Annotated in this window: 22 protein-coding genes; 20 read left to right on the top strand and 2 right to left on the bottom strand. The window is 73.8% G+C overall.

Features of this window, described 5'->3' with window-relative positions:
• Positions 1-93 precede the first annotated feature (93 nt).
• From ACWA7K_RS11045 to gudD, 5 genes are all read left to right on the top strand, one after another.
• Positions 94-1,581 (top strand): ATP-binding protein, encoded by a 1,488-nt coding sequence (locus ACWA7K_RS11045; protein ID WP_456168484.1) that lies wholly within the window; start codon positions 94-96, stop codon positions 1,579-1,581.
• Positions 1,578-2,279 (top strand): response regulator, encoded by a 702-nt coding sequence (locus ACWA7K_RS11040; protein ID WP_456168482.1) that lies wholly within the window; start codon positions 1,578-1,580, stop codon positions 2,277-2,279. Before ACWA7K_RS11045 ends, ACWA7K_RS11040 begins: the two co-directional genes overlap by 4 nt.
• A gap of 58 nt (positions 2,280-2,337) precedes the next feature.
• The gene (locus ACWA7K_RS11035) at positions 2,338-3,369 is read left to right on the top strand and encodes a LacI family DNA-binding transcriptional regulator (protein WP_456168480.1); all 1,032 of its coding nucleotides are present in this window, start codon (positions 2,338-2,340) and stop codon (positions 3,367-3,369) included.
• A gap of 96 nt (positions 3,370-3,465) precedes the next feature.
• Positions 3,466-4,452 (top strand): Bug family tripartite tricarboxylate transporter substrate binding protein, encoded by a 987-nt coding sequence (locus tag ACWA7K_RS11030; protein ID WP_456168478.1) that lies wholly within the window; start codon positions 3,466-3,468, stop codon positions 4,450-4,452.
• Between the two features lie 6 nt (positions 4,453-4,458).
• Positions 4,459-5,805, top strand: coding sequence for a glucarate dehydratase (gene gudD / locus ACWA7K_RS11025; RefSeq protein ID WP_456168476.1), 1,347 nt, complete (start codon positions 4,459-4,461; stop codon positions 5,803-5,805).
• A 25-nt stretch (positions 5,806-5,830) separates the two neighbouring features.
• Here the strand turns inward: gudD and ACWA7K_RS11020 are convergent, their stop codons facing one another.
• Positions 5,831-6,838 carry a c-type cytochrome gene (locus tag ACWA7K_RS11020; protein WP_456168474.1) on the bottom strand — a complete coding sequence of 336 codons (1,008 nt, stop codon included), beginning with the start codon at positions 6,836-6,838 and terminating at the stop codon, positions 5,831-5,833.
• On the bottom strand, positions 6,835-7,653 hold the full coding sequence (locus tag ACWA7K_RS11015) for a c-type cytochrome (protein ID WP_456168472.1): 819 nt from the start codon (positions 7,651-7,653) through the stop codon (positions 6,835-6,837). The genes ACWA7K_RS11020 and ACWA7K_RS11015 overlap by 4 nt, the downstream gene beginning before the upstream one ends.
• A 90-nt stretch (positions 7,654-7,743) precedes the next feature.
• Between ACWA7K_RS11015 and ACWA7K_RS11010 the strand changes: the two genes are divergently transcribed.
• From ACWA7K_RS11010 to ccsA, 15 genes are all read left to right on the top strand, one after another.
• Positions 7,744-8,889, top strand: coding sequence for a 6-bladed beta-propeller (locus ACWA7K_RS11010; protein WP_456168470.1), 1,146 nt, complete (start codon positions 7,744-7,746; stop codon positions 8,887-8,889).
• Positions 8,890-9,100: 211 nt separating this feature from the next.
• Positions 9,101-10,021, top strand: a complete 921-nt coding sequence (locus tag ACWA7K_RS11005) for a hypothetical protein (protein WP_456168468.1) — start codon at positions 9,101-9,103, stop codon at positions 10,019-10,021.
• 10 nt (positions 10,022-10,031) lie between these two features.
• Positions 10,032-11,102: a peptidylprolyl isomerase gene (locus ACWA7K_RS11000; protein ID WP_456168466.1), complete on the top strand. Its 1,071-nt coding sequence runs from the start codon at positions 10,032-10,034 to the stop codon at positions 11,100-11,102.
• Between the two features lie 43 nt (positions 11,103-11,145).
• Positions 11,146-13,266: a hypothetical protein gene (locus ACWA7K_RS10995; protein ID WP_456168464.1), complete on the top strand. Its 2,121-nt coding sequence runs from the start codon at positions 11,146-11,148 to the stop codon at positions 13,264-13,266.
• 65 nt (positions 13,267-13,331) lie between these two features.
• Positions 13,332-13,811 (top strand): c(7)-type cytochrome triheme domain-containing protein, encoded by a 480-nt coding sequence (locus tag ACWA7K_RS10990; RefSeq protein ID WP_456168462.1) that lies wholly within the window; start codon positions 13,332-13,334, stop codon positions 13,809-13,811.
• A 10-nt stretch (positions 13,812-13,821) separates the two neighbouring features.
• A complete protein-coding gene (locus ACWA7K_RS10985) occupies positions 13,822-14,994 on the top strand; it encodes a c(7)-type cytochrome triheme domain-containing protein (protein ID WP_456168460.1) in 1,173 nt (390 codons plus the stop codon).
• A complete protein-coding gene (locus tag ACWA7K_RS10980) occupies positions 14,991-15,932 on the top strand; it encodes a hypothetical protein (protein WP_456168458.1) in 942 nt (313 codons plus the stop codon). The genes ACWA7K_RS10985 and ACWA7K_RS10980 overlap by 4 nt, the downstream gene beginning before the upstream one ends.
• On the top strand, positions 15,929-16,900 hold the full coding sequence (locus tag ACWA7K_RS10975) for a hypothetical protein (RefSeq protein ID WP_456210449.1): 972 nt from the start codon (positions 15,929-15,931) through the stop codon (positions 16,898-16,900). Before ACWA7K_RS10980 ends, ACWA7K_RS10975 begins: the two co-directional genes overlap by 4 nt.
• Before the next feature lie 10 nt (positions 16,901-16,910).
• Positions 16,911-17,528, top strand: coding sequence for a c(7)-type cytochrome triheme domain-containing protein (locus tag ACWA7K_RS10970; RefSeq protein ID WP_456168454.1), 618 nt, complete (start codon positions 16,911-16,913; stop codon positions 17,526-17,528).
• The gene (locus ACWA7K_RS10965) at positions 17,525-17,908 is read left to right on the top strand and encodes a c(7)-type cytochrome triheme domain-containing protein (RefSeq protein WP_456168452.1); all 384 of its coding nucleotides are present in this window, start codon (positions 17,525-17,527) and stop codon (positions 17,906-17,908) included. Before ACWA7K_RS10970 ends, ACWA7K_RS10965 begins: the two co-directional genes overlap by 4 nt.
• Before the next feature lie 11 nt (positions 17,909-17,919).
• On the top strand, positions 17,920-18,954 hold the full coding sequence (locus tag ACWA7K_RS10960; RefSeq protein ID WP_456168450.1) for a hypothetical protein: 1,035 nt from the start codon (positions 17,920-17,922) through the stop codon (positions 18,952-18,954).
• Complete coding sequence (locus ACWA7K_RS10955) at positions 18,951-20,102, top strand: 6-bladed beta-propeller (protein WP_456168448.1); 1,152 nt, start codon at positions 18,951-18,953, stop codon at positions 20,100-20,102. The genes ACWA7K_RS10960 and ACWA7K_RS10955 overlap by 4 nt, the downstream gene beginning before the upstream one ends.
• A complete protein-coding gene (locus ACWA7K_RS10950; protein ID WP_456168446.1) occupies positions 20,099-22,735 on the top strand; it encodes a cytochrome c3 family protein in 2,637 nt (878 codons plus the stop codon). Before ACWA7K_RS10955 ends, ACWA7K_RS10950 begins: the two co-directional genes overlap by 4 nt.
• Positions 22,732-23,736, top strand: a complete 1,005-nt coding sequence (locus ACWA7K_RS10945; protein ID WP_456168444.1) for a hypothetical protein — start codon at positions 22,732-22,734, stop codon at positions 23,734-23,736. Before ACWA7K_RS10950 ends, ACWA7K_RS10945 begins: the two co-directional genes overlap by 4 nt.
• A complete protein-coding gene (ccsA, locus tag ACWA7K_RS10940) occupies positions 23,733-24,596 on the top strand; it encodes a cytochrome c biogenesis protein CcsA (RefSeq protein ID WP_456168442.1) in 864 nt (287 codons plus the stop codon). The genes ACWA7K_RS10945 and ccsA overlap by 4 nt, the downstream gene beginning before the upstream one ends.
• The last annotated feature ends 141 nt before the right edge of the window (positions 24,597-24,737 follow it).

The raw sequence follows: 24,737 nt of genomic DNA, 5'->3' as shown, positions 1-24,737 counted from the left end.
CGCCACCTTGCCGCCGCGCCGCGCAGCCAGCATGGAGAGACTGTGGAGGCGGCCTCCTCATTGCCCGGCAGGCCGGCCGCTAGCATCGATCGGATGTCGCCAACCGAACCGCGCCGCCTGCGGCTGTCGCTCGTCCACCAGCTCGTCCTGATGCAGGTGGGCGCCGTGCTGCTGGCGGTGTCGGTGCTGGCGCTGGCCGTGGCCTGGAACCTCCGCGCCGGCTTCAGCGACTACCTGCGCGCCCAGGACGAACACTGGCTCGACCGTTTCGCCGAGGTGGCCGCCGAAGCCGTCGCCGAGCGGGGCCTGACCGCACTGGCCGGCCCGCCGGCCTTGCTGCGACCGCTGTTCGAGCAGGTCGCGCCGTCCGACCGCCCGCCGCCACGCCCGGGGCCTGGGCGGGATGACCGTCCTGATCGCCCCGACCGACCCGATCGCCCCCCGCCGCGCCCCGGTGGCCTGCCCACGCCGGAGCGGCTCAGCCTGGTCGATGCGGCAGGCCAGCCGCTGGGCGGACGTCCGATCGCGCCGCAGGACGTGGCATCGAGCCGGCCCATCGTCGTCGACGGCCACACGGTCGCGCGGGTGCAGCTGGCACGCGCGCCCTTCGCGCCGGCCGATGTCGACGCGGCCTTCCTGGCGCGCCAGTACCGCGGCATCGTGTTCAGCGCGCTGCTGCTGTCGCTGCTGGCCGTCGCCGGTGCCGTGTGGGCGGGGCGGCGCTGGCTGCGACCGGTGCGCGATGTGCAGCACGCCGCCCGGCGCGTCGCGCAAGGCGCCTTCGACGAGCGCCTGGTGCTGCAGGGCAACGACGAGCTGACCGACCTGGCGCGCGACATCAACGCGATGGCCGCGTCGCTGCAGACGCTCGAAGCCAGCCGGCGGCGCTGGATGGCCGAGCTGTCGCACGAGATGCGCACGCCGCTGGCCGTGCTGCGCAGCGAGGTCGAGGCGCTGGTCGACGGCGTGCGGCCGCTGAGCGTCGCCGCCATGCTGTCGCTGCAGGAGGAGGTCGCCCGCGTGACCCGGCTGGTCGAGGACTTCCACCAGCTCGCGTTGTCCGACCTGCGGGCGCTGCCCTGCCACTTCGTGCCGGTGCAGCCGGGGGCCCTGCTGCGCGAGGCGCTGGCCCGCGTGCAGCCGCGCGCGCAGGCGGCCGGCCTGGACCTGGTGCTGGATGACGACGGCAGGGGCGAAGACTCGGCTGAAGCGCCACTCGCGCACTGGGACCCGCAGCGCATCGGCCAGCTGCTGTCCAACCTGCTGGAAAACAGCCTGCGCTACACCGACGCGCCCGGCCGCATCGTGCTGCAGCTGCGTGCTGACGCGGCCGGCCGGCTCGTGCTGACCATCGACGACAGCGCGCCCGGCGTGCCGCTGTCCGACCACGCCCGGCTGTTCGAGCCGCTCTACCGCGCCGATGTGTCGCGCAGCCGCCGTCGCGGTGGCAGCGGCCTGGGGCTGGCGATCTGCCGCGCCATCGTGTGCAGCCACGGCGGCGAGATCGAGGCCGGCGCGTCGACGCTGGGCGGTCTGCGCGTGCGCGTCACGCTGCCGCTGCAACCGGATCCGCGCCCATGAGCGACGCGGGCCGGGTGCTGGTGGTCGAGGACGAGGCCAAGCTGGCCGCCGTGTTGTGCGACTACCTGCGCGCCGCCGGCTACGAACCGCGCGTCGCGGCCGACGGCCCGTCTGCGCTGCTGGCCTTCGCCAGCGAGGCGCCGGCCGCCGTGCTGCTGGACCTGAACCTGCCGGGCCTCGACGGCATCGAGGTCTGCCGCCAGATCCGCCGCGACTCGGCCGTGCCCATCCTGATGCTGACCGCGCGGGTCGACGAGATCGACCGCATCGTCGGCCTGGAGATCGGCGCCGACGACTACCTCTGCAAGCCCTACAGCCCGCGCGAGGTGGTCGCCCGGGTGCGCGCGCTGCTGCGGCGCTCGCAGGGGCGGCTGGCCGGCCTGTCGGGCGCGGCCGGCCTGGAGGTCGGCGGCTTCTCGCTCGACGACGCCGGCCAGCGGGCCGGCTGGCGCGGCCAGGTGCTGCCGCTCACCCCCATCGAATGGCGGCTGTTGCGCACGCTGCTGCAGCCGCCCGGGCGGGTGTGCTCGCGCGCGCAGTTGCTGGACGCCATCCACGTCGATTTCCGCAACGTCAGCGACCGTGCGGTCGACAGCCACGTCAAGAACCTGCGCCGCAAGCTGCAGGCCAGCGTGCCCGGTCCGGACTGCATCGCCAGCGTCTACGGGGTCGGCTACCGGCTCGACCTGCCGGGCTGAGCGCCTGACGGGTGGATGGCCGGATCCGGTAGCGCTACCCATCGCCTACCATCCCCGGATGAATCAGCCCTCCGACCCCGTCAAGCGCAGCCGTCGCGGCAGCGGTGCCGTCACGCTGCATGACGTCGCGCGGCTGGCCGATGTCGCGCCGATCACGGCGTCGCGGGCGCTGAACACGCCGGGGCGGGTCTCGCCGGAGGTGCTCGAACGGGTGCTGGATGCCGTGCGCCGCACCGGCTACGTGCCCAACCTGCTGGCCGGCGGGCTGGCGTCGACCCGCAGCAAGCTGGTCGCGGCGGTCGTGCCGACCATCGCCGGGCCGGTCTTCCTGCAGACCGTGCAGTCGCTGACGGCGGCGCTGGCCGAGCAGGGCTACCAGCTGATGCTGGGCCAGAGCGGCTACGTCGATTCGCGCGAGGACGCGCTGCTCGAAGCCATCATCGGCCGCCGCCCGGACGGCATCGTGCTGACCGGGATCCTGCATTCGGCCGATGGCCGGCGGCGCCTGCTGGCCTCGGGCATCCCGGTGGTCGAGACCTGGGACCTGACGCCCACGCCGCTGGACATGCTGGTCGGCTTCTCGCACGTCGACGTCGGCCGCGCGGTGGTCGCCTTCCTGCACGGCAAGGGCCGGCGCCGGCTGGCGGTGGTGGCCGGCGACGACGAACGCTCGAAGCGCCGCCACGACGCCTTCTGCGCCGCCGCCCGCGCGCTCGGGCTGCCGGAGGTCCAGGTCATCGTCGTGCCGTCGCCGACCACCTTGCGCAGCGGCCGGGCCGCGCTGGGCGAGCTGCTGCAGCGCGATGCCGGCCTCGACGCGGTGTTCTGCAGCTCGGACCTGCTCGCGCTCGGCGTCATGACCGAGGCGCAGGCGCGCAGCATCGACGTGCCGTCGCGGCTGGGCATCGTCGGCTTCGGCGACCTCGACTTCGCCGCCGACCTGAACCCCGCGCTGACCACCGTGCTGATCGACGGCGCCGCCATCGGCCGCCAGGCCGCACGTTTCATCGTCGACCGCGCCGAGGGCCGCGAGGTCACCGAACGGGTCGTCGACATCGGCTTCTCGATCGTCGACCGCGCCAGCGTCTGAACGGGTAAACACGGAAGCGCCGCGGCTTGCCGCACAAGCTTGGTAGCGCTACCCTTCGGACTGTTTTGGGTAGCGCTACCATTGGAGACACACACGATGCGGAAGATCCTGACGACGCTGGGCCTGGGCCTGACCCTGGCCCTGTTCCTGTCCCTGGCCTTCACGGCGGCCGTGCATGCCCAGTCCTGGCCCGCCAAACCGGTGACGCTGGTGGTGCCGTTCCCGCCCGGCGGCTCGACCGACATGATTGCCCGGGCCATCGGCCCGGCGCTGACGAAGAGCCTGGGCCAGACCTTCGTCATCGACAACAAGGCCGGCGCGACCGGCACGATCGGCGCGGCGGCGCTCAAGCGGGCGCCGGCCGACGGCTACACCTTCCTGGTGACCTCGCTCGGGCCGCTGGTCATCGTGCCCCACCTGATCAAGGGCGTTCAGTACGACGCGCTGAAGGACTTCGACCTGATCACGGTGGCCGTGCAGGCGCCCAACGTGCTGGTCGTCCCCGCCGCGTCACCGCACAAGTCGCTGGCCGACGTCATCGCCTTCCAGAAGGCCAACCCGGACAAGATGACCTTCGCCTCGTCCGGCAACGGCTCCAGCGACCACCTGACCGTCGAGCTGTTCTGGCTGGAGAGCGGCACCACCGGCCTGCACATCCCCTACAAGGGCGGCGGTCCGGCGATCTCGGACCTGCTCGGCGCGCAGGTCGACGCCTCGTTCCAGAACGTCAACTCGGTGCTGCAGCACATCCGCTCGGGCAAGCTGCGTGCGCTGGCCGTGACCGGCGCGAAGCGGGCCGCCGTGCTGCCCGACGTGCCGACGATGGCCGAGGCCGGCGTGAAGAACGTCGACGTCTATTCGTGGCAGGCCGTGGCCGGCCCGCGAGGCCTGCCGGCCGACGTGCGCAGCCGCTTCCACGAGGCCGTCGTCGCGGCGCTCAACGACGCCCAGATCAAGGCCCAGCTGGTCGGCAGCGGCCTGGAGATCGTCGCCAACACGCCGGAGCAGTTCACCGCCTTCCAGCAGCAGGAATACGCGCGCTGGAAGAAGGTGATCGAGGTCCGCAAGATCACCGCCGACTGAGGCCGCATGAGCACCACCGATCACACCATCGACACCCCCCTGATCACCGCGCTGCGCGTCATCCCGGTCGCCGGCCGCGACAGCATGCTGCTGAACCTGAGCGGCGCGCACGGGCCGTTCTTCACCCGCAACCTGCTGATCCTGACCGACAGCGCCGGCCGCACCGGCGTCGGCGAGGTGCCCGGCGGCGAGAAGATCCGCCAGACCCTGGAGGACGCGCGCGAGCTGATCGTCGGCCAGCCGCTCGGCTCGCAGCAGCGGCTGCTGCAGGAGGTCCAGCGCCGCTTCGCCGACCGCGACAGCGGCGGTCGCGGCCAGCAGACCTTCGACCTGCGCACGACCATCCACGCCGTCACCGCGATCGAGTCGGCGCTGCTTGACCTGCTGGGCCAGCACCTGGGCGTGCCGGTCGCCGCGCTGCTCGGCGAAGGCCAGCAGCGCGAGCAGGTCGAGATGCTGGGCTACCTGTTCTACGTCGCCGATCCGGACCGGACCGATCTGCCCTACCTGCGCGAGCCCGACGCCGCCGACGACTGGTCCCGGCTGCGCCGCGAGCCCGCGCTGACGGCCGACGCGGTGGTCCGTCTGGCCGAGGCGGCCTACGAGCGCTACGGCTTCAACGACTTCAAGCTCAAGGGCGGCGTGCTGCGCGGCGACGAGGAGATCGAGGCGATCGTCGCGCTGCACGAGCGTTTCCCGAAGGCGCGTGTCACGCTCGACCCGAACGGCGGCTGGCGCCTGAAGGAAGCCATCCGGCTGATGCGCGACATGCGCGGCGTGCTGGCCTATGCCGAGGACCCGTGCGGCGCCGAGGACGGCTATTCCGGCCGCGAGGTCATGGCCGAGTTCCGCCGTGCCACCGGCCTGCCGACGGCCACCAACATGGTCGCCACCGACTGGCGCCAGCTGGCTCACGCGCTGAGCCTGCAGTCGGTCGACATCCCCCTGGCCGACCCGCATTTCTGGACCATGGCCGGCTCGGTCCGCGTCGCCCAGACCTGCCGCGACTGGGGCCTGACCTGGGGCTCGCACTCGAACAACCACTTCGACGTCTCGCTGGCCATGTTCACCCACGTCGCCGCCGCCGCACCGGGCCGCGTCACCGCGATCGACACCCACTGGATCTGGCAGGACGGCCAGCGCCTGACGACCGAGCCGCTGCAGATCCGCGGCGGCCTGGTCGACGTGCCGAAGAAGCCCGGCCTGGGCATCACGCTCGACATGGCCGAGGTCGACCGCGCCCACCAGCTCTACCGCGAACACGGCCTCGGCGCCCGCGACGACGCGGTCGCGATGCAGTACCTGATCCCCGGCTGGACCTTCGACCCGAAACGGCCGGCGCTGGACCGGTGACCGACGTCAGGCGCCAGGGCAGTCGCTACTTCAGCCGCTTGCGCAGATAGGCCACCACCGCCTCCACCTGCTCCCGTTGCAGCACCTGCCGCCAGGCCGGCATCGACGTGCCGGGCAGGCCGTCGCGGATGACGCGGCGCAGGTGGGCGGGGGTGCGGGCGGCCGGGGGCAGGGCGGTCAGGTCGCGGGCCGGGGGTTCCATGAACTGGCCGATCCAGTTGCGGCCGGTCGCGTCGGCGCCGTGGCAGAAGGCGCAGTTGGCGAGGAACAGCGCCTCGCCCTGGCGCTCGCGGCGGGTCAGGCCGGGGATGACCGGGGCGCGGTCGTGGCGGGCGTAGGCGCTCGGGGCGGAGATGGCGTCGAAGCCTTTTCCGCCGTCGCGGGCCGCGTCGATCGGCGGTGGGGCGATCGCGTGCTGGCCGGGCGCGAAGCCCGGGCGCGGGTAGGACAGCGGGCGCGGCTGCCAGACCGGGCCGGGGTCGTCCTGGCGGCTGCGGTCGTGGCAGCTGATGCAGGCCGACAGGAACAGCGCGCGGCCGGCGCGTTCGCGCTCGCCGAGCGTCTCGGGCGGCACGTCCAGGCCGATGCGGCCTTCTGCGAACGGGAAGGCGGCGGCGTGGCGGTCGTGGTCGGGCCAGCCGTTCTCTGCGCTGTGATAACGCGACTGGCGCGCGCGGCGCTGGACGAACTCGCGCACGACGTAGTCGGCCAGCACGGCCATCGCCTCGTCGTCCAGCCGTGACGTGAACGCGGTCATCGCGGTGCCGGGCCGGCCCTCGCGCAGCGCGCGCAGCACCTGGGCGGCGTCCAGGCCGGGCGAGGCGGTGAAGTCGCGCGGGGGCGGGCTCAGCAGCGTCGCGGCCAGCGTGCGGGCGTCGCCGGCATAGCCGTGGCAGAAGTAACACAGGCCGTCGTACAGGCGCCGGCCGCGTTCGTGGCGGGCGTCTTGATCCGGGGCTGGTTGAGCCACGGCCAGCGACCCGGCCGTCGCGATCAGCCATGCCACCGCGAGGCGCTTGAGCAGCCCGCTCACGGCGCCTTCGCGGCCCGGGGCGACTGGATGAAGCGCGTCAGCACGTGCTCGGCCAGGTCGGCGATCTGCTGGGCGTCCAGCACCTGCCGCCAGGCCGGCATCTCGGTGCCGAGGCGGCCGTCGGCGATGGCCTGCCAGACGCGGGCGCGGTCCCAGCCGGCCGGGTCGGGCAGGGTCAGGAAGTCGCGCGGCACCGGGCGGATGAAGTAGGCGCGCGGGCCCTGGCCGTCGCCGCGTTCGCCGTGGCAGGCGACGCAGTTGACGCGGTAGTAGGCGGCGCCCCGGGCGGCGTCGCCCTTCAGGCCGTCCGGATAGGGCCGTGGCGCCGCGCCGGCCGGCAGCGGGCCGGGCAGGGCGTGACCGCCGTGGGCGCGGGTGCCGGAGATGGCATCGGCGCCGCCGCCAGCCGCTGCGGCGGCGGCCGGATCGGGCTGGATGAAGGTGGCGCGCAGGTGGTCGGCCAGCGTCTCGATGTCGGCCGTCGACAGCTGCGTGCGCCAGCCGACCATCGCGGTGCCGGGCACGCCGAAGGTGACCGACCGGATGATCCGCTCGCGGCTCAGGTCGCGCCGGGCCGCCGCCGAGGTGAAGTCGCGCGGCGGCGTCGACAGCGCGGCGGTCGCGCGGCTGCGGCCGTTGCCCTGGTCGCCGTGGCAGACCGAGCAGTAGTGGTGGTAGAGCACCGCGCCGTCGGCGCCGCTGTGCAGGCGCTCGCCCCGGTCGCCGGCGACGGCCAGCGGCGCGGCGAGGCTCAACAGCGCGGCAGCGAAGCGCCCGTGCAAGGGCCGTCGACGGGTCTGGAGGGCGGGCTTCATCGTGGGTTTCATCGCGGGAGCGTCGAGCAAGTTGCCTGCCACGTCGGCACCGGCCGGTGTCTGGCACATCGTGTGCATGGCAAGGCGGTGATGACCCTGCCGATCGACACGACCCCTTCCTTCCCGATCACGCGCCGCGCCGTGCTGGGCGGCCTGTCGGTGGCCGGACTGGCCGGGCTCGGCAGCCTGGGCGGCTGCATGTTGCCGCCCAAGGCACCCGTTGCCGCGCCGGTCGACCTGCCGGTGTTCCCGCCGCCGCCGGACGAGCCGCGTTTCTATTTCGAACGCAGCATCCGCTCCAGCGCCGACATCCTGCCGGGCAGCAAGGCCAGCGAGCTGCGCCGCTTCGTGACCGGCGAGCAGGTGGTCGGCGAGCCGCTGGTCAAGCCCTACGCGGTGGCGGTCTGGCGCGGCCGGATCTTCGTGTCCGACACGGTCGCGCGGCATGTCCGGGTGTTCGACGTCGCCGCCGGCCAGCACCACCGCATCGGCGAGGAGGACGGCGAGGGCCAGCTGATCAAGCCGATCGGGCTGGACGTCGACGCCGCCGGGCGCCTGTACGTGGCCGACATCGGCGCGCGCGCGATCCTGGTCTACGGGCCGGACCGGCGTTTCCTGCGCCGCATCGGCGGGGCCGAGTGGTTCTCGCGCCTGACCAGCGTGACGGTCGACGCGGCCGGTGAGCGCGTGCTGGCGGTCGACATCGGCGGCGTCGGCAGCGAGCTGCACCGGGTCCGCGTGTTCGATGCCCGCACCGGCGCGCACCGGCAGGACATCGGCCGGCGCGGCAGCGGCGAGGGCGAGTTCAACCTGCCGCGCGACATCGCGATCGGCCGCGACGGCCGGCTCTACGTCGTCGACGGCGGCAACTTCCGCGTCGTCGTGTTCGACGCGCAGGGGCGCTTCCTGCGCCACTTCGGCAGCGTCGGCAAGCAGTACGGCCAGTTCGCCCGGCCGAAGGAAATCGCGACCGACCGCGACGGCAACGTCTACGTGGTCGACACGGCCTTCGGCAACTTCCAGGTCTTCGACCCGGACGGCACGCTGCTGCTGTTCGTCGGCGAACGCTCCGAGCGCGACGCGCCCGCCCGCTACATGCTGCCCTCGGGCATCGCCGTCGACGAGGACGGCCGGGTCGTGCTGGTCGACCAGTGGTATCGCAAGGTCGACATCTACCGGCCGGCCGCGCTGGCCGCCGGGGCAGGGCTGCTGGCCGGTCCGGCGGCGCCGCGCTGACGCGTCCGATTTCCCGAACTCGGGAAGCCGCCTTCCTGATTGCGGGAGCCGCAGGCCGGCCCATTCCCGGCCTTGCTCAAGACGGCGTGCCTGTGGGCAGGGTGAACGGCGCGTGACGAATGGCACAGAAGCTGCTGACCGGAGTGCCATGTCGCGCCCTGGGCTTGCCCGATCGGGCGGGGGGACGCGGCAGGCCGTGCGGAGGCATGGAATGCAGCACAACGTCGTGATCGATCGGAAAGCCAGGACCCTCGCACCGGGCTGGCGTCGCCTGCTGGCGGGCCTGGGCGCGGTGCTGCTGGTGGCCAGCGGCGTGATGCAGGCCGACAGCGTCTCGGCCGGCATCGCCGACACCCGCCACAACCTCGGCTCGGGCCCCGGACTGGCCGGTCGCAACGCGACCTCCGACACGGCCGAGATCTGCGTGTTCTGCCACACGCCGCACGGTGCCGACGTCAACGCGCCCGCGCCGCTGTGGAACAAGCGCCTGGGCGCGGCGGGTGCGCCGGCCGGTGGCGGCACCTACAAGACCTACGACACGCTGCAGACCCCGTCGCTGGACGGCACGGTCGCGCCGGTCGGCTCGATCTCGATGGCCTGCCTGTCCTGCCACGACGGCACGCAGGCGATGGACAACGTCATCAACGCGCCCGGCTCGGGCGGCGTGGTGGCCGATGGTGGCGGCGTCGACGGCCGCGCCTACACGTGGACCGGCAGCAGCGTCAGCGCGACCGGCCGCATCAGCGGTGGCCCGGGCCTGCTGGGCACCGACCTGTCCAATGACCACCCGATCGGCATCCAGTACTGCGGTGGCGGCCTGAGCGGCAGCGGCACCACCGTCTCGGGCACCTGCAACGACGGCGACTTCCGCCAGCCGCAGACCCAGACCATCAATGGCAACCAGGTCTTCTGGGTCGACACCGGCGGCGCCGGCAAGCAGCGCACCGACCTGCCGCTGTACCAGCGCGCCACCGGCGGCCTGGGCCCGCTGGTCGAGTGCGCCAGCTGCCACGACCCGCACGTCTCCAGCGGCCAGCCCGGCCCGGCCGGCACCGGCCAGGTGGCCGGCGAGACCTTCCTGCGCATCTCGAACGCGTCGAGTGCGGTCTGCACGACCTGCCACGTCAAGTGAGGAACGCGGCATGACACGGCGCTGGCACGGTCCCCTCGGCACCCCCCTCGGGCTGCTGCCCGGGCTGCTGCTGTGCGCCGCCCTGCTGGCGTGGCCGGGCCGGGCGCCGGCACAGGACGCCCCCGCCGGCCTGCCGTCGGCCGCCGCGCTGGCGGCCGATGCGCAGCCGTTCGCCCGCATCGGCGATCTGGTCGTCACCCGGGGCGACTACCGCCGCGCGCTGGGCGTGGCGATGCGCCAGAAGTACTACCACGCCAAGCCGCCCGAGGCCGAGGTGGCCGCCTTCCAGCGCGAGATCGGCCAGGCGCTGGTCGACCGCCAGCTGCTGCTGGCCGAGGCCCGTCGCCAGGGCCTGCAGGCCGATGCGGCGCGGGTCGAGGCCCAGCTCCGGCCGCAGGCTCAGCGACTGAGCCAGTCCGCCGGGCTCGATGCCGATCACCGCGACCGCATGCTGGCGGCGTGGCGCGCGCAGTTCGAGGGCGACGCGCTGATCGAGCGGCTGCAGGCCGGCGTCAAGGCCGTCGCGGCACCGGATGACGCCACCTTGCGGGCCTGGCATGCCGAACACCGCGACCGCTTCGTCGAGCCCGAGCAGGTCCGCCTGAGCGTGATCCTGCTGAAGGTCGAGGCCAGCTCGAAGCAGGCCGTCTGGGACGCCGCCCATGCCGAGGCGGCCGAGCTGCACACGCGCCTGAAGGCCGGTGCCGACTTCGCCGAGACCGCGCGGCTGCAGTCGGCCGATGCGTCCGCCGCCGATGGCGGCCGGCTCGACTACATCCACCGCGGCATGCTGCCCGAGGCGCTGCACGGCGTCGTCGACGCTCTGCAGCCGGGCCAGCTGTCGGCGCCGGTGCAGGTGCTCGAAGGCGTCGCGCTGATCCGCCTGGACGACCGCCGCGCGGCCCGCGAACGGCCGCTGGCGGAGGTCCGCGAGCGGGCCGTCGACCTGTGGCTGCGTGACCAGGGCGAGGCCCGCTGGCGCGCGCTGATCGAGCGCCTGCGCGCGGCCACGCCGGTCCAGATCGACGAGAGCGTCTATGCGCCATTGCCGGCCCAGGACCCCAGGGCGCGGGCCGGCTGAGCGCCGGCCGGCCGGACGGACCCGCGTGTCACGGATGTCAGCGATGCGCCGGGGAAGCTCCAGTCGACTGCTGCCGGTGGCCGCCGCCAGCGCGCTGCTGATGCTGCGCGCCGCGCCGGTCGACGCGGCGGCGTTCACGCCCGGACCGGCACCCGGCCCGGTGATCGGCGCGGTCGACGAATCGGCCGCCCGCGCGCTGGAGGACGGCGGCCCGACCGCCGGCCGCGACGCGACGCCGGCCGGCGACATCGTCTGGGGCTTCGCGCCAGTGCGGCTGGGCGGCAGCGTCTCGCTCGACCTGCGCCGCCAGCGGCTGGAGGACGGCCGCCGCAACACCCAGGGCCTGAGCTATGCCGAGCTGCAGTGGGCGACCCACGTCTGGGAGCCGTGGTTCATCCAGCTGCGCGGCGGCTTCGGTGCCTTGGTGGCGCGCGACGTCTCGCGCCAGTCGGACGGCTCGACCACCGCGACCAGCCACGCCGGCACCGGCAACGTCGCCGTGTCGGTGTTCCCGCAGAGCCGCTTCCCGTTCGAGCTGCGCGCCGACGTCAGCGACAGCCGGGTGCGCGGCGACCACGTCGGCAGCGACTACCGCATGCGGCGCCTGCAGGTCGACCAGAGCTGGCGCCCGCTGGACGGCCGCGACATCTACGCGATCAACCTCGAACACAGCGCGCTGGACACGCTGACCGGCAACCTGTCGGGCAGCACCGACACGGTCGACAGCCTGCGCGCCCAGGCGCTGCAGCAGCGCGACGCGCACCGCTTCGAATGGAGCGGCCAGCTCAGCCGCAACACCCGCAGCGACAGCGAGGACCGCAGCCGCTACGCGAACGTGAGCGCCCGCCACGCCTGGCAGCCGCAGGGCGACGTGCAGCTCGACACGCTGGCGACCTGGAACGAGGTGCGCCTGCATGCCGGCCTGCTCGGCAACCGGCAGGACACCGAGACCGACATCCGCCAGATCGCCAGCTTCGCCAGCTGGCGGCCGGTGTTGGGCCGTGAGGTCGACGGCGCCGGCAGCTCGCCGCTGCAGCTGACCGGCAGCGCCCGGCTGATCGAGGCCGACACCGGCACCGAAAGCCGCGCCGCCGGCATCGACAGCCGCAGCCGGTCCGGGCTGCGCGCCGCCAACCTCGCGCTCGGCGCGACACGCGAGCTGACGCCGGCCTGGCGCGTGTCGGGCGGCTGGTCGGGCACCCGCATCGACACCGACCTGAGCGGGGCCTCCGCCGCCGCACCGGGCGTCGTGCCGTCGACGGCCAGCACGGTGCAGACCGGCAACGTCACGCTCGGCTGGGCGCCGGTCGGCGTGCTGCTGGGCGATGCCGCGACACCCGGTGCGACCGCCTGGCGCTACACGCCCGGCGTGTCGGCCAGCCTGGGCCTGAGCCGCAGCACCGGCGTGGTCGCCACGTCCGCCGGCACGGCACCGGCTGGCACCCGCCGCACCGAGGGTGCGCAGTTCAACCACGGCCTGGGCCGCGACTGGCTGGGCGACGACGGCGGCAGCCTGTCGCTGCAGCTCAGCCAGAGCCTGGGCGCCCTGCACGACAGCCAGGTCGACAGCACCGTGCGCGCGCTGGCCCACACGGTCGGCCTGTACTGGCAGGGCGGCCTGTCGGGCGGCGGCGACACGGCCTCCTACGGCTACGCCAGCGCGTCCTACAGCGACTCGCGCACGCTGGCCGGCGCGGGCGGTGGCGTGACCGGCTCAACTGCTGGCGCAGGGGGTCGCTTCCAGCTCCTCAACGTCCAGTTCAGCCGCCGCGCCGGCCTGAGCCGCTACAGCAGCTGGAACGGCAACCTGACCGCCCAGGGCAGCCGCAGCGACACCACGCAGATCGACGTCTTCACCGGCCAGACGCGGCTCGGCGGACCGGGCTGGCTGCCGTTCTACAGCGGCTCGCTGAGCTACGAGCACCTGCGCGTGGCCGACGTGCCGCGGCTGCGCTACACGGCCACGCTGACCGTGAACAGCCAGTCCTTCGAGAGCCGCGCGGCCGGCGACATCGACGCGCTGCGCGAGCGTGTCACCGCCTCGATCGAGAACCGGCTCGACCACACCGTCGGCCAGCTCGAACTGCGCCTGCTGGCGCGTGCCGCGCGGGTCGACGGCCGGCCCGTCAGCCTGATCGGCGCGCGGGCGCTGCGGCGCTTCTGAACCCTTGCCATCGGCCCGTCCATGACCTTGCATCCCACCCCCATCCCCACCTGCAGGAGACCGTCTTGAAACCCTTGAGCATCTGCCGCGCGCGGTGGCTGTCCCTGCTGGCGCTCGCGCTGCTGTCGTTCTGGCTGGGCCTGGCCGGACCGGCGCGCGCCGAATACGGCGACATCGTCATCAACAACTACTCGGACGCGGCGGGCATGCGGCCGGTCGTGTTCCCGCACTGGTTCCACCGCGTGCGCTTCCGCTGCAAGGTCTGCCATGCCGACCTGGGCTTCCAGTTCAAGGCTGGCGGCAACCAGATCAACATGCTGAAGATCATCGACGGCCAGTACTGCGGCGCCTGCCACAACGGCGAGGTCGCCTGGTCGGCCGAGAACTGCAACCTGTGCCATGCCGGCAAGCCCGGCACGCCGACGCAGGTCCACGAGAGCACGCTGCAGCGCTTCGGGGTCAACGTGCCGAGTTCGCCGGCTGCGGCCGCGAACGCTGCCTCCGCCGCGACGGCCGCACCGGCCGCTCCCGCCACCAAACGCTAGGTCGACCGCGATGCACGCCCACCACCCCCGCACCGTGACCCGTCGCCGGCTCGGCGCCGCCTCGCTGGCACTCGCCGCCGTTGTCGGCCTCATCGGCCTGATCGGCCTTTTCGGCCTGACCGCGCCGGCCCGCGCCCAGGCGCCCGACCGCGCCTTCGCCAAGCAGGTCTACGACGGCATCTGCGCCGGCTGCCACGCCTCGGGCGTGCTGGGCGCGCCGAAGTTCGGCAATGCCGCCGACTGGACCCCGCGCGCCAAGGCCGCCGGTGGCCTCGACGGCCTGGTCAAGAGCGCCACCGCCGGCACCGCCAAGGGCATGCCGCCCAAGGGCGGCCGGCCGGACCTGTCGCCCGACCAGCTGCGCGCCGTCGTCGCCTACATGATGAGCGGCGGCAGCCAGCCGTCCGACGCGGCCGCCGCACCGGCAGCGGCCAAGCCCGCAGCGGCGGCGGCATCGGCGCCGGCCAAGGCGGCGAAGGCCGATGTGAAGGCCGATGTGAAGGCAGATGTGAAGGTCGCTGCACCCGCACCGGCGCCCGCAGCCGCCGCAGCACCTGCCCCTGCCCCTGCGGCGGCGCCCGTGGCCGTCGCCGCCGCCGAGCCCGCCGCCGCGCCGCCGGCCAACCGGGCGGTGGTGCCCAACCCGGCGCCGTCGCGTGAGGTCAACGCCTTCAACCGGCTGCTCAAGCCGGCCGCGCGCCACAACCGGCCGGCGGTCGATTCCGGCATCCACGACCCGACCAACGACATGACGCTGCAGCTGCAGCCGCCGGCCACCGCCTTCGCCGAACTGCCCAAGAGCCCGGCGGGCAACCACGTCGACTGGGTCAAGGCGCTCGAAGGCAAGGCCATCGCGCCGCGCTGGGACCGGCTCGATCCGGACGCCGCCGCCGTCGTCATGGACCTCAACATCGTGCGCGAGGTCAAGGGCTCGATGCCCGATGTGGTCTACCCCCACAAGCAGCACACCGAATGGCTCGACTGCTCGAACTGCCACCCGGCGATCTTCATGCCGCAGAAGGGCTCGAACCAGATCAGCATGGCCGCGATCCTGCTGGGCCAGAAGTGCGGCGTCTGCCACGGCAAGGTCGCCTTCCCGGTGTCCGAATGCCGGCTGTGCCACTCGAAGAAGAAGGCCGAGCCGACGCCCGCCAGCGCGGCGGCGACGGAGCGCAAGCCTTGAGCCTGGACCGGTCCGTCGCGCTGCCCCGCGCCCCCCGCATCGGCTGGGGCTGGCAGCGCATGGCCGCGGCCTGTCTGCTGGCCGGTGCCGGGGTCCTGCCGGTGCAGGCGCAGACGGCCGCCCCGGACGACGCCGCGCTGCGCACCCAGCTCGAACAGAAGCTGCGCCTGGCCGCCATGCTGATCGCCGATTCGCCGACCGCCCAGCGCATCGCCGCCAGCGGCCATGTCGAGGCCAAGGCGCACCTCGACGAAGGCCGTGTCCACCACGCGCTGGCCGCCGACCTGCTGGCGCGCGGCGACCTCGTGCAGGCCCGCAAGGCGATCGACGACGCCTTGCGCCACCTCGGCAACGCCCGCCGGCTGGTGCCCGACAACGCCGCCCGCGTGGCCCAGCAACAGCGCCGCCATGCCGAGCTGCAGGCCAGCACCGAACGGCTGGTGGAGGCCTGGCGCGGCCGTCAGGCCGAGCTGTCCGCGCAGGACAGCGCCGACCTGGCCAGCGCCACCGCCTTGCTCGACAGCGCCCGCCAGCAAGGTGCGCAGGGCCGTCACGACGACGCCATCGCGGCCCTGTCGCGGGCCGAGAAGCTGCTGCTGGCCGGCTACTACCGGGGCGTGCAGAACGCGACGCTCGACTACACCCAGCGCGCCGCGACGCCGGCCGAGGCCTATGCGCTGGCGCTGAACCAGTACCACGCGCTGGCCGACCTGCTGCCGCTGGCGGTGCGCGACCTCAAGCCCGCGCCGTCCGCGCTGGCGCTGGTCGAACGCTACGCCGCCGCCGCGTCGGCGCTGCAGGGCCAGGCGTTGCAGCGCCAGCAGGCCGGCGAGCTCGATCAGGCCATCGCCGACCTGCGCAATGCCGTGCTGCAGGTCCAGCGCGCCCTGTCCACCGCCGGGCTGTCCACGCCCGCGCCCACCGGAAACTCGCCATGAAGGCCCTTGTTGTCCTTGCCCTGTCGGTCGGGCTGGCCGTGCCGCTGTTGTCCGCGCCCGTGCGGGCGCAGACGGCCGCGCAGGCCGCCGCCCCCGCCGCGTCCGCCACTTCGGCCCCGCCGCCGCCCCGGTCGGCCCAGCCCTACGACCCGGCGATGCTGGCGCGCCGGCTGCAGTCGATCGGCATCCTGATCGAGCGCTCGTCGGCCGCCCAGCAGATCGACCGCAGCGGCGATGCCGCCGCCCGCGAGCGGCGTGACAACGCCCGGCTGATCCACCGCGAGGCCGGCCAGGCGCTCGATGCCGGCGAGGCCGAGCGGGCGTTGCGGCTGCTCGACGAGGCGGCGCGCGAAATGATGGCCGGCGTGCGGCTGGCCAAGCCCGAACAGGTTGCCGGCGAGAAGGCCCGGCGCGACTTCGATGCCCGGCTGGACAGCACCCGCGCACTGTTGGCCGCGCAGCAGCGCATCACCGACGAGAAGGCCGCCAGCGCGCCGTCGGCCACCAGCCGCCCGGTCACCCGCGAGGCCCGCGACGCGACCCGCGAGATCGAGCGCCGGCTGGCCGAGGCGCAGGCGCTGGCGCGCCAGGGCCGCATCGACGAGGCCCGGCCGCTGCTGGACCGCGCCTACCTGAGCGCGCGTGTGTCGATCGAGTCGCTGCGGCGTGGCGACACGCTGGTGCGCTCGCTGAACTTCGCGTCGCCGCGCGAGGAATACGACTACGAGATCGACCGCAACGACACGCACAAGATGCTGATCACCGTCCTGCTGGCCGACCGCAAGGACGCCCAGGGCGCGATGCCGCCACTGATGCAGCCCTTCGTCGACAAGGCCACCACGCTGCGCGGCGAGGCCGAGGCGCAGGCCAAGGCGGGCGATCACGCCGGGGCGATCCGGACGCTCGAGAACTCGACCAAGGAACTGGTGCGGGCGATCCGCGCCGGCGGTGTCTACATCCCCGGATGAGAAAGGGCGCATGACGAAGCGGTGCTGGCTCGCGCTGATCGGGGCCGTCCTGATGGCGGTCGGGCCGCTGCATGCCCAGACCTCTCCGGCGCGGCCGGCGGCGGTGGCGGCGTCGGCGCCCCGGCCGGCGTCGCCGTGGACCGCACTCGCCGACGACGGGCTGCACGATCCGCGCAACCCGGCCATCGGCCTGCTGCAGCAGCCTGCCGAGGCGCTGGCGGCCCTGCCGCGCGACACCGCCGGCAACCAGGTGCGCTGGGTCCAGGCGCTCGACCAGGGCGTGATCCAGCCGCGTGCCAACCTGAGCGCGTCGACGCCGGTGCGCGTGCGCGACCAGGACCTGATCATCTCGAAGTACGGCTCGATGCCGGCCGTGCTGTTCCCGCACCGCCAGCACACGCTCTGGCTCGATTGCGCCAACTGCCACGACCGGCTGTTCCCGCAGAAGGCCGGCGCGACGCGCTTCTCGATGCAGCGCATCCTCGACGGCGAGCAGTGCGGCGTCTGCCACGGCGCCGTGTCCTTCCCGCTGACCGAATGCAACCGCTGCCACAGCGTGCCCAACGACAGCCTGCGCGGCCGGCCGGACGTCGGCCCGGTCAAGCCGCTGGCAGGAGGCTCGCCATGACGCGCCGGGCCATCGTCTTGGCGGGTTGGGTGATGGCCCTGGCCCTGTGCCTGACGCCACCCGCGCAGGCCGAATACGGCGATGTCGTGCTGAACCAGCGTTCCGACGCCGAGGGCGTGCGGCCGGTGATCTTTCCGCACTGGTTCCACCGCATCCGCTTCCGCTGCAAGGTCTGCCACCAGGAACTCGGCTTCGAGATGCGGGCCGGCGCCAACCAGGTCCGCATGAACGACATCGTCGACGGCAAGTTCTGCGGCGCCTGCCACAACAACCAGGTCGCCTGGGGCCCCGACCGCTGCGACCTGTGCCACTCGGGGCTGAAGGGCCTGTCCAGCGGCATCCAGGGCGGCGCGCAGACGTCCGGCCCGGGGCGGTGGTGAGGAATGTCGACATGAACCAGCTCGTGCCAACTTCCCCCAGCTCGCCGAGCCGTCGCCGCTGCCTGATCGGGGCCGGCGCCGCAGCCGCGATCGGTGGCCTGGGGCTCGCGGCCTGTTCCGGCCCACCGACCCGGCCCGACGATGCGCCGCCGCCCGGGTCGACCCTGCCGTCCGGCCCGGTCACGCTGCAGCACTGGCGCAGCTACAGCAGCGGCCCGCTGGCGCTGCCGGGGGCTGGCGGCTTGCCGACCTTGCCCGGCTTGCCGGGTTTGGCGGCACCGCAGGGCGGCCCGCCGGTGCGGCTGCTCGGTCCGGTCGCCCTGGCGCTGCGGGCCGGCGAGCTGCTGGTGGCCGATGCGGGGCTCGGGCGGCTGGTCCGGATCTCCCCCAGCCTGCCGGCCTGGACGGTGCTGCCGCCGATTGCCGGGCTGGCGATCACGCCGCGCACGGTGCTGGCGATCGGGCCGGACGCCAGCCTGTGGGCGCTCGATGGCCCCGGCCGCCAGCTGCTGAACCTGTCGCCGGGCGGGCAGCTGATCCGCCGCATCGGGCTGGGCGAGCTGGCCTCGCCGGTCGGCTTCGTGCTGGCCGGCATCGGCAACCGGCTGCTGGTGGCCGACGACAGCAGCGGGCGCTGGTTCGAACTGCGCGGCGCGACCTGGGCCGAGCCCTGGTCGGAACCGGCCCCCGGCGCGGCGGCCGATGCCATCGCGGCCAGCCGCGACACCGTCTACCTGCTCGAACGCCGGCTGGCGCGGGTGCGCCGCGTCGACCTGCGCGACGGCCGAGCGCTCGATGTGCTGGGCGACGGCGAACTGCGCCAGCCGGTTGCGCTGGCCGCCGATGCACGCGGCCGTGTCGCCGTGCTGGACGCGCAGCAACGCGCCGTCTGGCTGCACGTGCCCGGCCAGCCGGCGCAATGGCTGTCGGCCGCCGACTTGCGGGTGCAGCAGCCGGCCGCCCTGGCGATGGACGACGGCTGGCTCGCGGTGGCCGACCGGCTCGGCTCGGTGCAGCTGTTCCGGCTGATCGAGGGCGGCCGATGAAGCGCCTGGCCGCTGTCGCCGCAACGGCGTTCCTGGCGACGCTGACACTGCTCGGCGGCTGCGCCAGCGCGCCCTTGCCCGGCACCTGGCACTACGCGATGGACGGCGTCGACCGCTCGCCCGGCGCGCCGCCGCTGGTCTGGCCGGCACGGCCCGAGCCGGCCCGTTACGCCTGGGGCGGCCAGCTGACCGGCGAGGCCGAGCTGCAGCGCCCGGCACCGGCTGGCGGCACCGGCCTGTGGCGCCGCGTCGGTCGCTGGATCGCCGGGCTGGACGGGGCCGACGAACCACCGCTGCAGCTGCAGCGGCCCAGCGCCGTCAGCGGTGATGGCCGGGACGGCGCGGCCGGTGGCCGGCTGTTCGTCAGCGACGCCGGGCGCCGCGCCATCTTCGTCTTCGACCTGGCCGGCGGCACGCTGGCGCTGTGGGAACGTGCCGGCCCGGGCCTGAACTGGGTCTCGCCGGTGGGCCTGGCACCCGCAGCGGACGGCGGGCTGGACGTCGCCGATGCCGAGCTGGGCCGGGTCGTCCGGCTCGATCCACGCGGCGAGCCACGCGGCGACATCGGCCGCGGCCAGCTGCAGCGCCCGACCGGCCTGGCGCGCGACGCCACGACCGGCCGGCTCTACGTCGCCGACACCCGCGCCCACGACATCAAGGTGTTCGACGCGGCCGGGCGGCTCGAACGCACCTTCGGCGGTCCGGGCAGCGAGCCGGGCCGCTTCAACGCGCCGACCCATCTGGCGCTGGCCGGCGGGCTGCTCTACGTCACCGACAGCCTCAACGCCCGCGTGCAGGTGCTGCGGGCCGATGACGGCGCGCCGGTCCGCCAGATCGGCTCGCGCGGCATGGTGCTGGGCCAGCTGGTGCGGCCCAAGGGCGTGGCGGTCGACGGGGCAGGGCGCGTCTACGTGGTCGAGTCCTACCACGACACCGTGCTGGTCTACGACGCCGACGGCCGGCTGCTGCTGCCGATCGGGCCGGCCTCTGCCGCCATGCCGCCGGTGGCCCGCTTCCTGCTGCCTTCGGGCGTGTGGGTGGCCCCGGACGGTGACGTGCTGGTGGCCGACATGTTCAACGCCCGGCTGGCGCGCCTGCGCCCGACCGGCACCGAGGCGCCGCCGGACGGCGCCGGAGCGATCCGATGAAGGCCGTCGACCTGCTGCTGTCGCGACCCGGCCGGGCCTGGCGCCCGGGCCTGGGCGGCGTCGCCGTGGCCGGGCTGCTGGCCTTGCTGCTGGCGCTGGCCTGGGTCGGGCCGACCCGCGCGCAGCGGGTCTCCGACATCCGCGGCACGCGCCACAACCTGTCGGTCAACGGCCCCGGCACGACCCACGCCGCCGCCGGGGGCACCGACCAGGTCTGCGTGTTCTGCCACACCCCGCATGGCGCCAGCCAGACCGATGCCGGCGGCACCACGCTGAGCGCGCCGCTGTGGAACCGGCGCGTGCCGGCGGGCAGCACCTACACGCCGTATGCGTCTGAATCGCTCGACGCGGCGGCCATCGTCGACGGCTTCAGCGGCCTGCCCGGTGGCAGCAGCAAGCTCTGCCTGTCCTGCCACGACGGCACGCTGGCGCTGGGCAACGTCAACGTGCTGAATGGCCTGGCCGGCGCCAGCATCCCGATGACCGGCACCGGCCCCGGCGGCACGATGCCGGTCGGCGAGGGCACCACCAGCGGCTTCACCCGCAACCTGGGCACCGACCTGCGCAACGACCACCCGATCTCGCTGACCTTCGACAGCGCGCTGGCGCTGCGCGACGGCGAGCTGCGTGGCGTCGACGCCCAGCAGCGCTGGCCGGCCGGCAGCGGCAGCGTGGTGGGGGTGCGCGCCCCCGGCTACAAGCCGCTGATGCCGCTGCAGCCCACCGGCGTCAACGGCGCCGGGCAGGTGCAGTGCGCCACCTGCCACGACCCGCACATCCGCGAGCTGGACGCCAGCAAGGGCAACCAGAAGTTCCTGCGCGCCCAGCGCTTCCAGGAGGCCGCGCCTTCGGCCAGCCACAGCGCCGCGACCGACATCGTCTGCCTGAGCTGTCACGACAAGAACCTGGCCTCGGGCAGCTGGGCCTATTCCGCCCATGCCCGGCCCGACGTCGCCGACGAGACCTACCGCGACGCCGCCGCCGCGCTGCGCGAGTTCCCGCCCGGCCTGCCGGTCTGGAAGGCCGGCTGCCTGAACTGCCACGACACCCACACGGTGCCCGGCGCGCGCCGCCTGACCCGCGAGGGCACCGACGCGCCCCGTCCGGCCGCCAACCCGCTGGCACCGCGCCAGGGCGGCAACCCGGCGCTGGAGGAGACCTGCTACCAGTGCCACACCAGCGCGGCCCGTTCGGTGCTGACCAGCAACCTGCAGGTGCCCGACATCGAGACCGACTTCGCCTCGGCCGTGCGCATGCCCATCACCAGCGCCGACCAGGGCAACGCGCCCGACGAGGTCCACGACATCGGCGGGCGCTTCACCGATCCGGGCGTCGACTGCAACGGCCCGGCCAACCGCTGCGGCGCCGACTTCATCGAGAGCCGCGCCCGGCTGGCGCGCCGCCACGCCGAATGCACCGACTGCCACAACCCGCACCGCGTCATCAAGGCACGCCAGTTCACCGGCGGCAGCGGTGGCCTGGGCGGGCTGGCCGGCGCGCCCGATCCGGCCGGCACGCATCGGCATGACGAGGCCGCCGGCTACACCCACACCAACATCGCCTCGGGCGTGCTGCGCGGCACCTGGGGCGTCGAGCCGGTCTATGGCTCGACCTCGTTCCAGCAACTGCCCAGCGGCTACACCGTCAAGCGCGGCGACCCGGGCAACAGCATCGACACGGCGGTCAGCGCGGCCCACGTGACGCGCGAGTACCAGGTCTGCCTGAAGTGCCACTCGGACCATGCCTATCCGGACAACAACACCTACCCGCTGGGCAGCCGGCCGGCGCTGGGTCACGCGGGCGGCACGGCGCCGGGCACCAACAACCTGACCGTCTACACCAACCAGGCGCGCGAGTTCCAGGCGCCGCTGACGCACAAGGGCGACACCACGTCGGCCAACTCGGGCGCGGGCAGCAACTTCGCGACCAACAACCACCGCTCGTGGCATCCGGTGATGGACGGCACCGGCCGCTCGGCGCCGAGTGCCAGCGCCTTCCGCGCGCCGTGGGGCAACGCGATCGGCAGCCAGACGATGTACTGCAGCGACTGCCACGGCAGCAGCACGGCGGCCACCACCGTCGTGCCCAACGGCGGCGAGGACGGCGCGCCCTGGGGCCCGCACGGCTCGGCCAACCCCTTCCTGCTCAAGGGCGTGTGGAACACCGGCGTGGGCAGCGGCGGCGCGGCCAACGCGCTGTGCTTCAAGTGCCACAACGAGGCCACCTACGCCAGCACCGGCGGGGCCGGCACGACCGGCTTCTCGAATGGCAACCAGGGCAACCTGCACGCCTTCCACACCAACAAGATCGGCCGCATCCGCTGCGACTGGTGCCACACGGCGGTGCCGCACGGCTGGAAGAACAAGGCCTTCCTCGTCAATCTCAACGACGTCGGCCCCGAGGCCGGCCGGGCCGGCAACGAGGAATGGCGCGAGAACGCGCCCGGCCAGGCCTACAACCAGGAGCCGTACTACCTCAACGCCAAGCTGAAGGTCCGCACCTTCGCGACCAGCGGCAACTGGTCCGACACCAACTGCGGCTCGGCCGCGTCCGCCACCACCTTCGGCACCAACGGCAACAGCGCGCTGAGCGGCAAGGACTGGATGAAGGACGTCTGCAGCAACCCGCCATGAGCGTGCCGCCGCTGGTCGCCCACTTCGGCTCGCTGCGCACCGCGCTGGCCGGCATGGCGCTGCTGGGCATGGCCGTGCTGGTCGGGCGTTTCCGCAGCGACTGGCTGGGCGTCGGTCTGATCGTCGCGCTGCTGTTCCTGGCGCTGAACCTGCTGGTCGCCCTCGCGCTGCACCCGACGCTGCGGCGGCAGGTGCCGCTGCTGGTCTTCCACCTGGCGCTGCTCGGGCTGGTCGTGGCGGCCGGCCTGGGCCGCATGACCGCGCTGGACGGCCGCTTCGAGCTGACCGAGGGAGTGCCCTGGGACGGCACGCTGATGGACGGCGTGGCCGGCCGCTGGCACCCCGACCGGCTGGCGCAGCTGAGCTTCGCGCACAGCGGTTTCGAGATCGACTACGCGCCCGGCCTCAAGCGCGGCCCGACCCGCAACCGGGTCCACTGGACCGATGCCGACGGCCGCCCGCGCGAGGACGTCATCGGCGACCACCACCCGCTGCTGCTGCGCGGCTACCGCATCTACACCAGCCCGAACAAGGGCTATGCGCCGCTGCTGCGCTGGACGCCGGTCGGCGGCGCGGCGGCGGTCGGTGCCTTGCACCTGCCGAGCTTCCCGGCCCAGGCGCTGCGCCAGTCGATCGACTGGCAACCGCCCGGCGGCCCGCCGCTGTGGCTGCAGCTGCCGGTCGACCCAGCCCTGATCGACCCCGACACCGCCGGCCATTTCCGCCTGCCCGACGACCGCACGCTGGTGCTGCGCCTGCCCGGGCACGACGGCGCCGAGCAGCGCCTGACGCTGTCGCCCGGTGGTTCGGTCGACCTGCAGGGCGGCCGGCTCGACTACCTCGAACTGCGCACGTGGATGGGCTACCGCGTCAGCTACGACCTGAGCCTGTCCTGGCTGCTGGGGCTGGCGCTGCTGGCCGTGACATCGCTGGGCTGGCACTACGCGCGGCAGTTCGCGCGGCCGTCCGGTCTGGCGCCTGTCGCGGAAGAAGCCCGATGAACACGGCATCCGCGCTGATCGACCAGCCCTGGCTGCATGCCGCGCTGCTGCTGTATGCGGCGTCGGCCTTGCCGGGCGTCTGGGCGGTGATGCGGTCGGCGGCGCGGGGTGGCTCAGTGAGTGAGCCAGCACATCCAGCATGGCCCCGCATGGCGCAGGCACTGGCGTTGCTGGCGATCGCGCTGCACACGGTCTCGCTACTGCTGCGCTGGGTCACGCTCGGGCACGGGCCGTTCACGACGATGCACGAGATCCTCAGCAGCAACCTGTGGAGCCTGTCGCTGGTCTACGCCGTCGGCGCCGCCATCAGCCCGGCGCTGCGCCGCCTCTGGCCGGCCGTCCTGCCGGTGCTGGCGCTGCTGGCGCTGTGGCTGCTGCTGGCCGACCCGCGCCCGGGCCATCTGCCGCCGACCTACGAGACGGTGCTGCTCTACCTGCACACGCTGGTCGGCAAGCTGTTCCTGGGCCTGCTGCTGATGGCGCTGGCCTGGGCCTCGGTGCCCTTGCTGCGCCTGAGCCCCACCGGCCGCCGCTGGACCGCCGCGCTGCCCGGCGAACGCCACTGCGACACCCTGGCCCACCGCTGCGCCGCCTTCGCCTTCGTCTTCGAGGGCGCGATGCTGACCGTCGGCGCCGTCTGGGCCCAGGACGCCTGGGGCCGCTACTGGGGCTGGGACCCGCTCGAGACGTGGGCCTTCCTGACCTGGCTCGCCCTGGCCGCCACGCTGCACGCCCGCGTCACCTTCCGCCCGTCGCCCGTGCGCTTCGCGTTGTGCCTGTCGGTCGTCTTCACGCTCGCCTTCCTGACCTTCTTCGGCGTGCCGTTCGTGTCGACGAGTCCGCACCAGGGCGCGATCTAACAGCGTCGCCGGAGGGCGACGGATCTTCGTTCCCCTCCTCCGGAGGGGTGGCAGGCGGAGCCTGACGGGGTGGTTTGGTGGCAGGGCGCGACAGCCCGAAGACCACCACCCCCCGCCTACGGCGTACCCCTCCGGAGGAGG

It is taken from the genome of Leptothrix mechoopdaensis (SeqCode) (genome assembly GCF_053893855.1).
This window is presented reverse-complemented; position numbering and strand designations above follow the sequence as displayed.

Coding starts and splice junctions, on each gene's coding strand:
- ACWA7K_RS11045 (WP_456168484.1), top strand. CDS start 94: ATGTCGCCAACCGAACCGCGCCGCCTGCGGCTGTCGCTCGTCCACCAG.
- ccsA (WP_456168442.1), top strand. CDS start 23,733: ATGAACACGGCATCCGCGCTGATCGACCAGCCCTGGCTGCATGCCGCG.
- ACWA7K_RS10960 (WP_456168450.1), top strand. CDS start 17,920: ATGAACCAGCTCGTGCCAACTTCCCCCAGCTCGCCGAGCCGTCGCCGC.
- ACWA7K_RS10950 (WP_456168446.1), top strand. CDS start 20,099: ATGAAGGCCGTCGACCTGCTGCTGTCGCGACCCGGCCGGGCCTGGCGC.
- ACWA7K_RS11005 (WP_456168468.1), top strand. CDS start 9,101: ATGCAGCACAACGTCGTGATCGATCGGAAAGCCAGGACCCTCGCACCG.
- ACWA7K_RS10975 (WP_456210449.1), top strand. CDS start 15,929: ATGAAGGCCCTTGTTGTCCTTGCCCTGTCGGTCGGGCTGGCCGTGCCG.
- ACWA7K_RS10945 (WP_456168444.1), top strand. CDS start 22,732: ATGAGCGTGCCGCCGCTGGTCGCCCACTTCGGCTCGCTGCGCACCGCG.
- ACWA7K_RS11015 (WP_456168472.1), bottom strand. CDS start 7,653: ATGAAGCCCGCCCTCCAGACCCGTCGACGGCCCTTGCACGGGCGCTTC.
- ACWA7K_RS10970 (WP_456168454.1), top strand. CDS start 16,911: ATGACGAAGCGGTGCTGGCTCGCGCTGATCGGGGCCGTCCTGATGGCG.
- ACWA7K_RS11010 (WP_456168470.1), top strand. CDS start 7,744: ATGACCCTGCCGATCGACACGACCCCTTCCTTCCCGATCACGCGCCGC.
- ACWA7K_RS11030 (WP_456168478.1), top strand. CDS start 3,466: ATGCGGAAGATCCTGACGACGCTGGGCCTGGGCCTGACCCTGGCCCTG.
- ACWA7K_RS11040 (WP_456168482.1), top strand. CDS start 1,578: ATGAGCGACGCGGGCCGGGTGCTGGTGGTCGAGGACGAGGCCAAGCTG.
- ACWA7K_RS10995 (WP_456168464.1), top strand. CDS start 11,146: ATGCGCCGGGGAAGCTCCAGTCGACTGCTGCCGGTGGCCGCCGCCAGC.
- ACWA7K_RS10955 (WP_456168448.1), top strand. CDS start 18,951: ATGAAGCGCCTGGCCGCTGTCGCCGCAACGGCGTTCCTGGCGACGCTG.
- ACWA7K_RS10965 (WP_456168452.1), top strand. CDS start 17,525: ATGACGCGCCGGGCCATCGTCTTGGCGGGTTGGGTGATGGCCCTGGCC.
- ACWA7K_RS11000 (WP_456168466.1), top strand. CDS start 10,032: ATGACACGGCGCTGGCACGGTCCCCTCGGCACCCCCCTCGGGCTGCTG.
- ACWA7K_RS11035 (WP_456168480.1), top strand. CDS start 2,338: ATGAATCAGCCCTCCGACCCCGTCAAGCGCAGCCGTCGCGGCAGCGGT.
- gudD (WP_456168476.1), top strand. CDS start 4,459: ATGAGCACCACCGATCACACCATCGACACCCCCCTGATCACCGCGCTG.
- ACWA7K_RS10985 (WP_456168460.1), top strand. CDS start 13,822: ATGCACGCCCACCACCCCCGCACCGTGACCCGTCGCCGGCTCGGCGCC.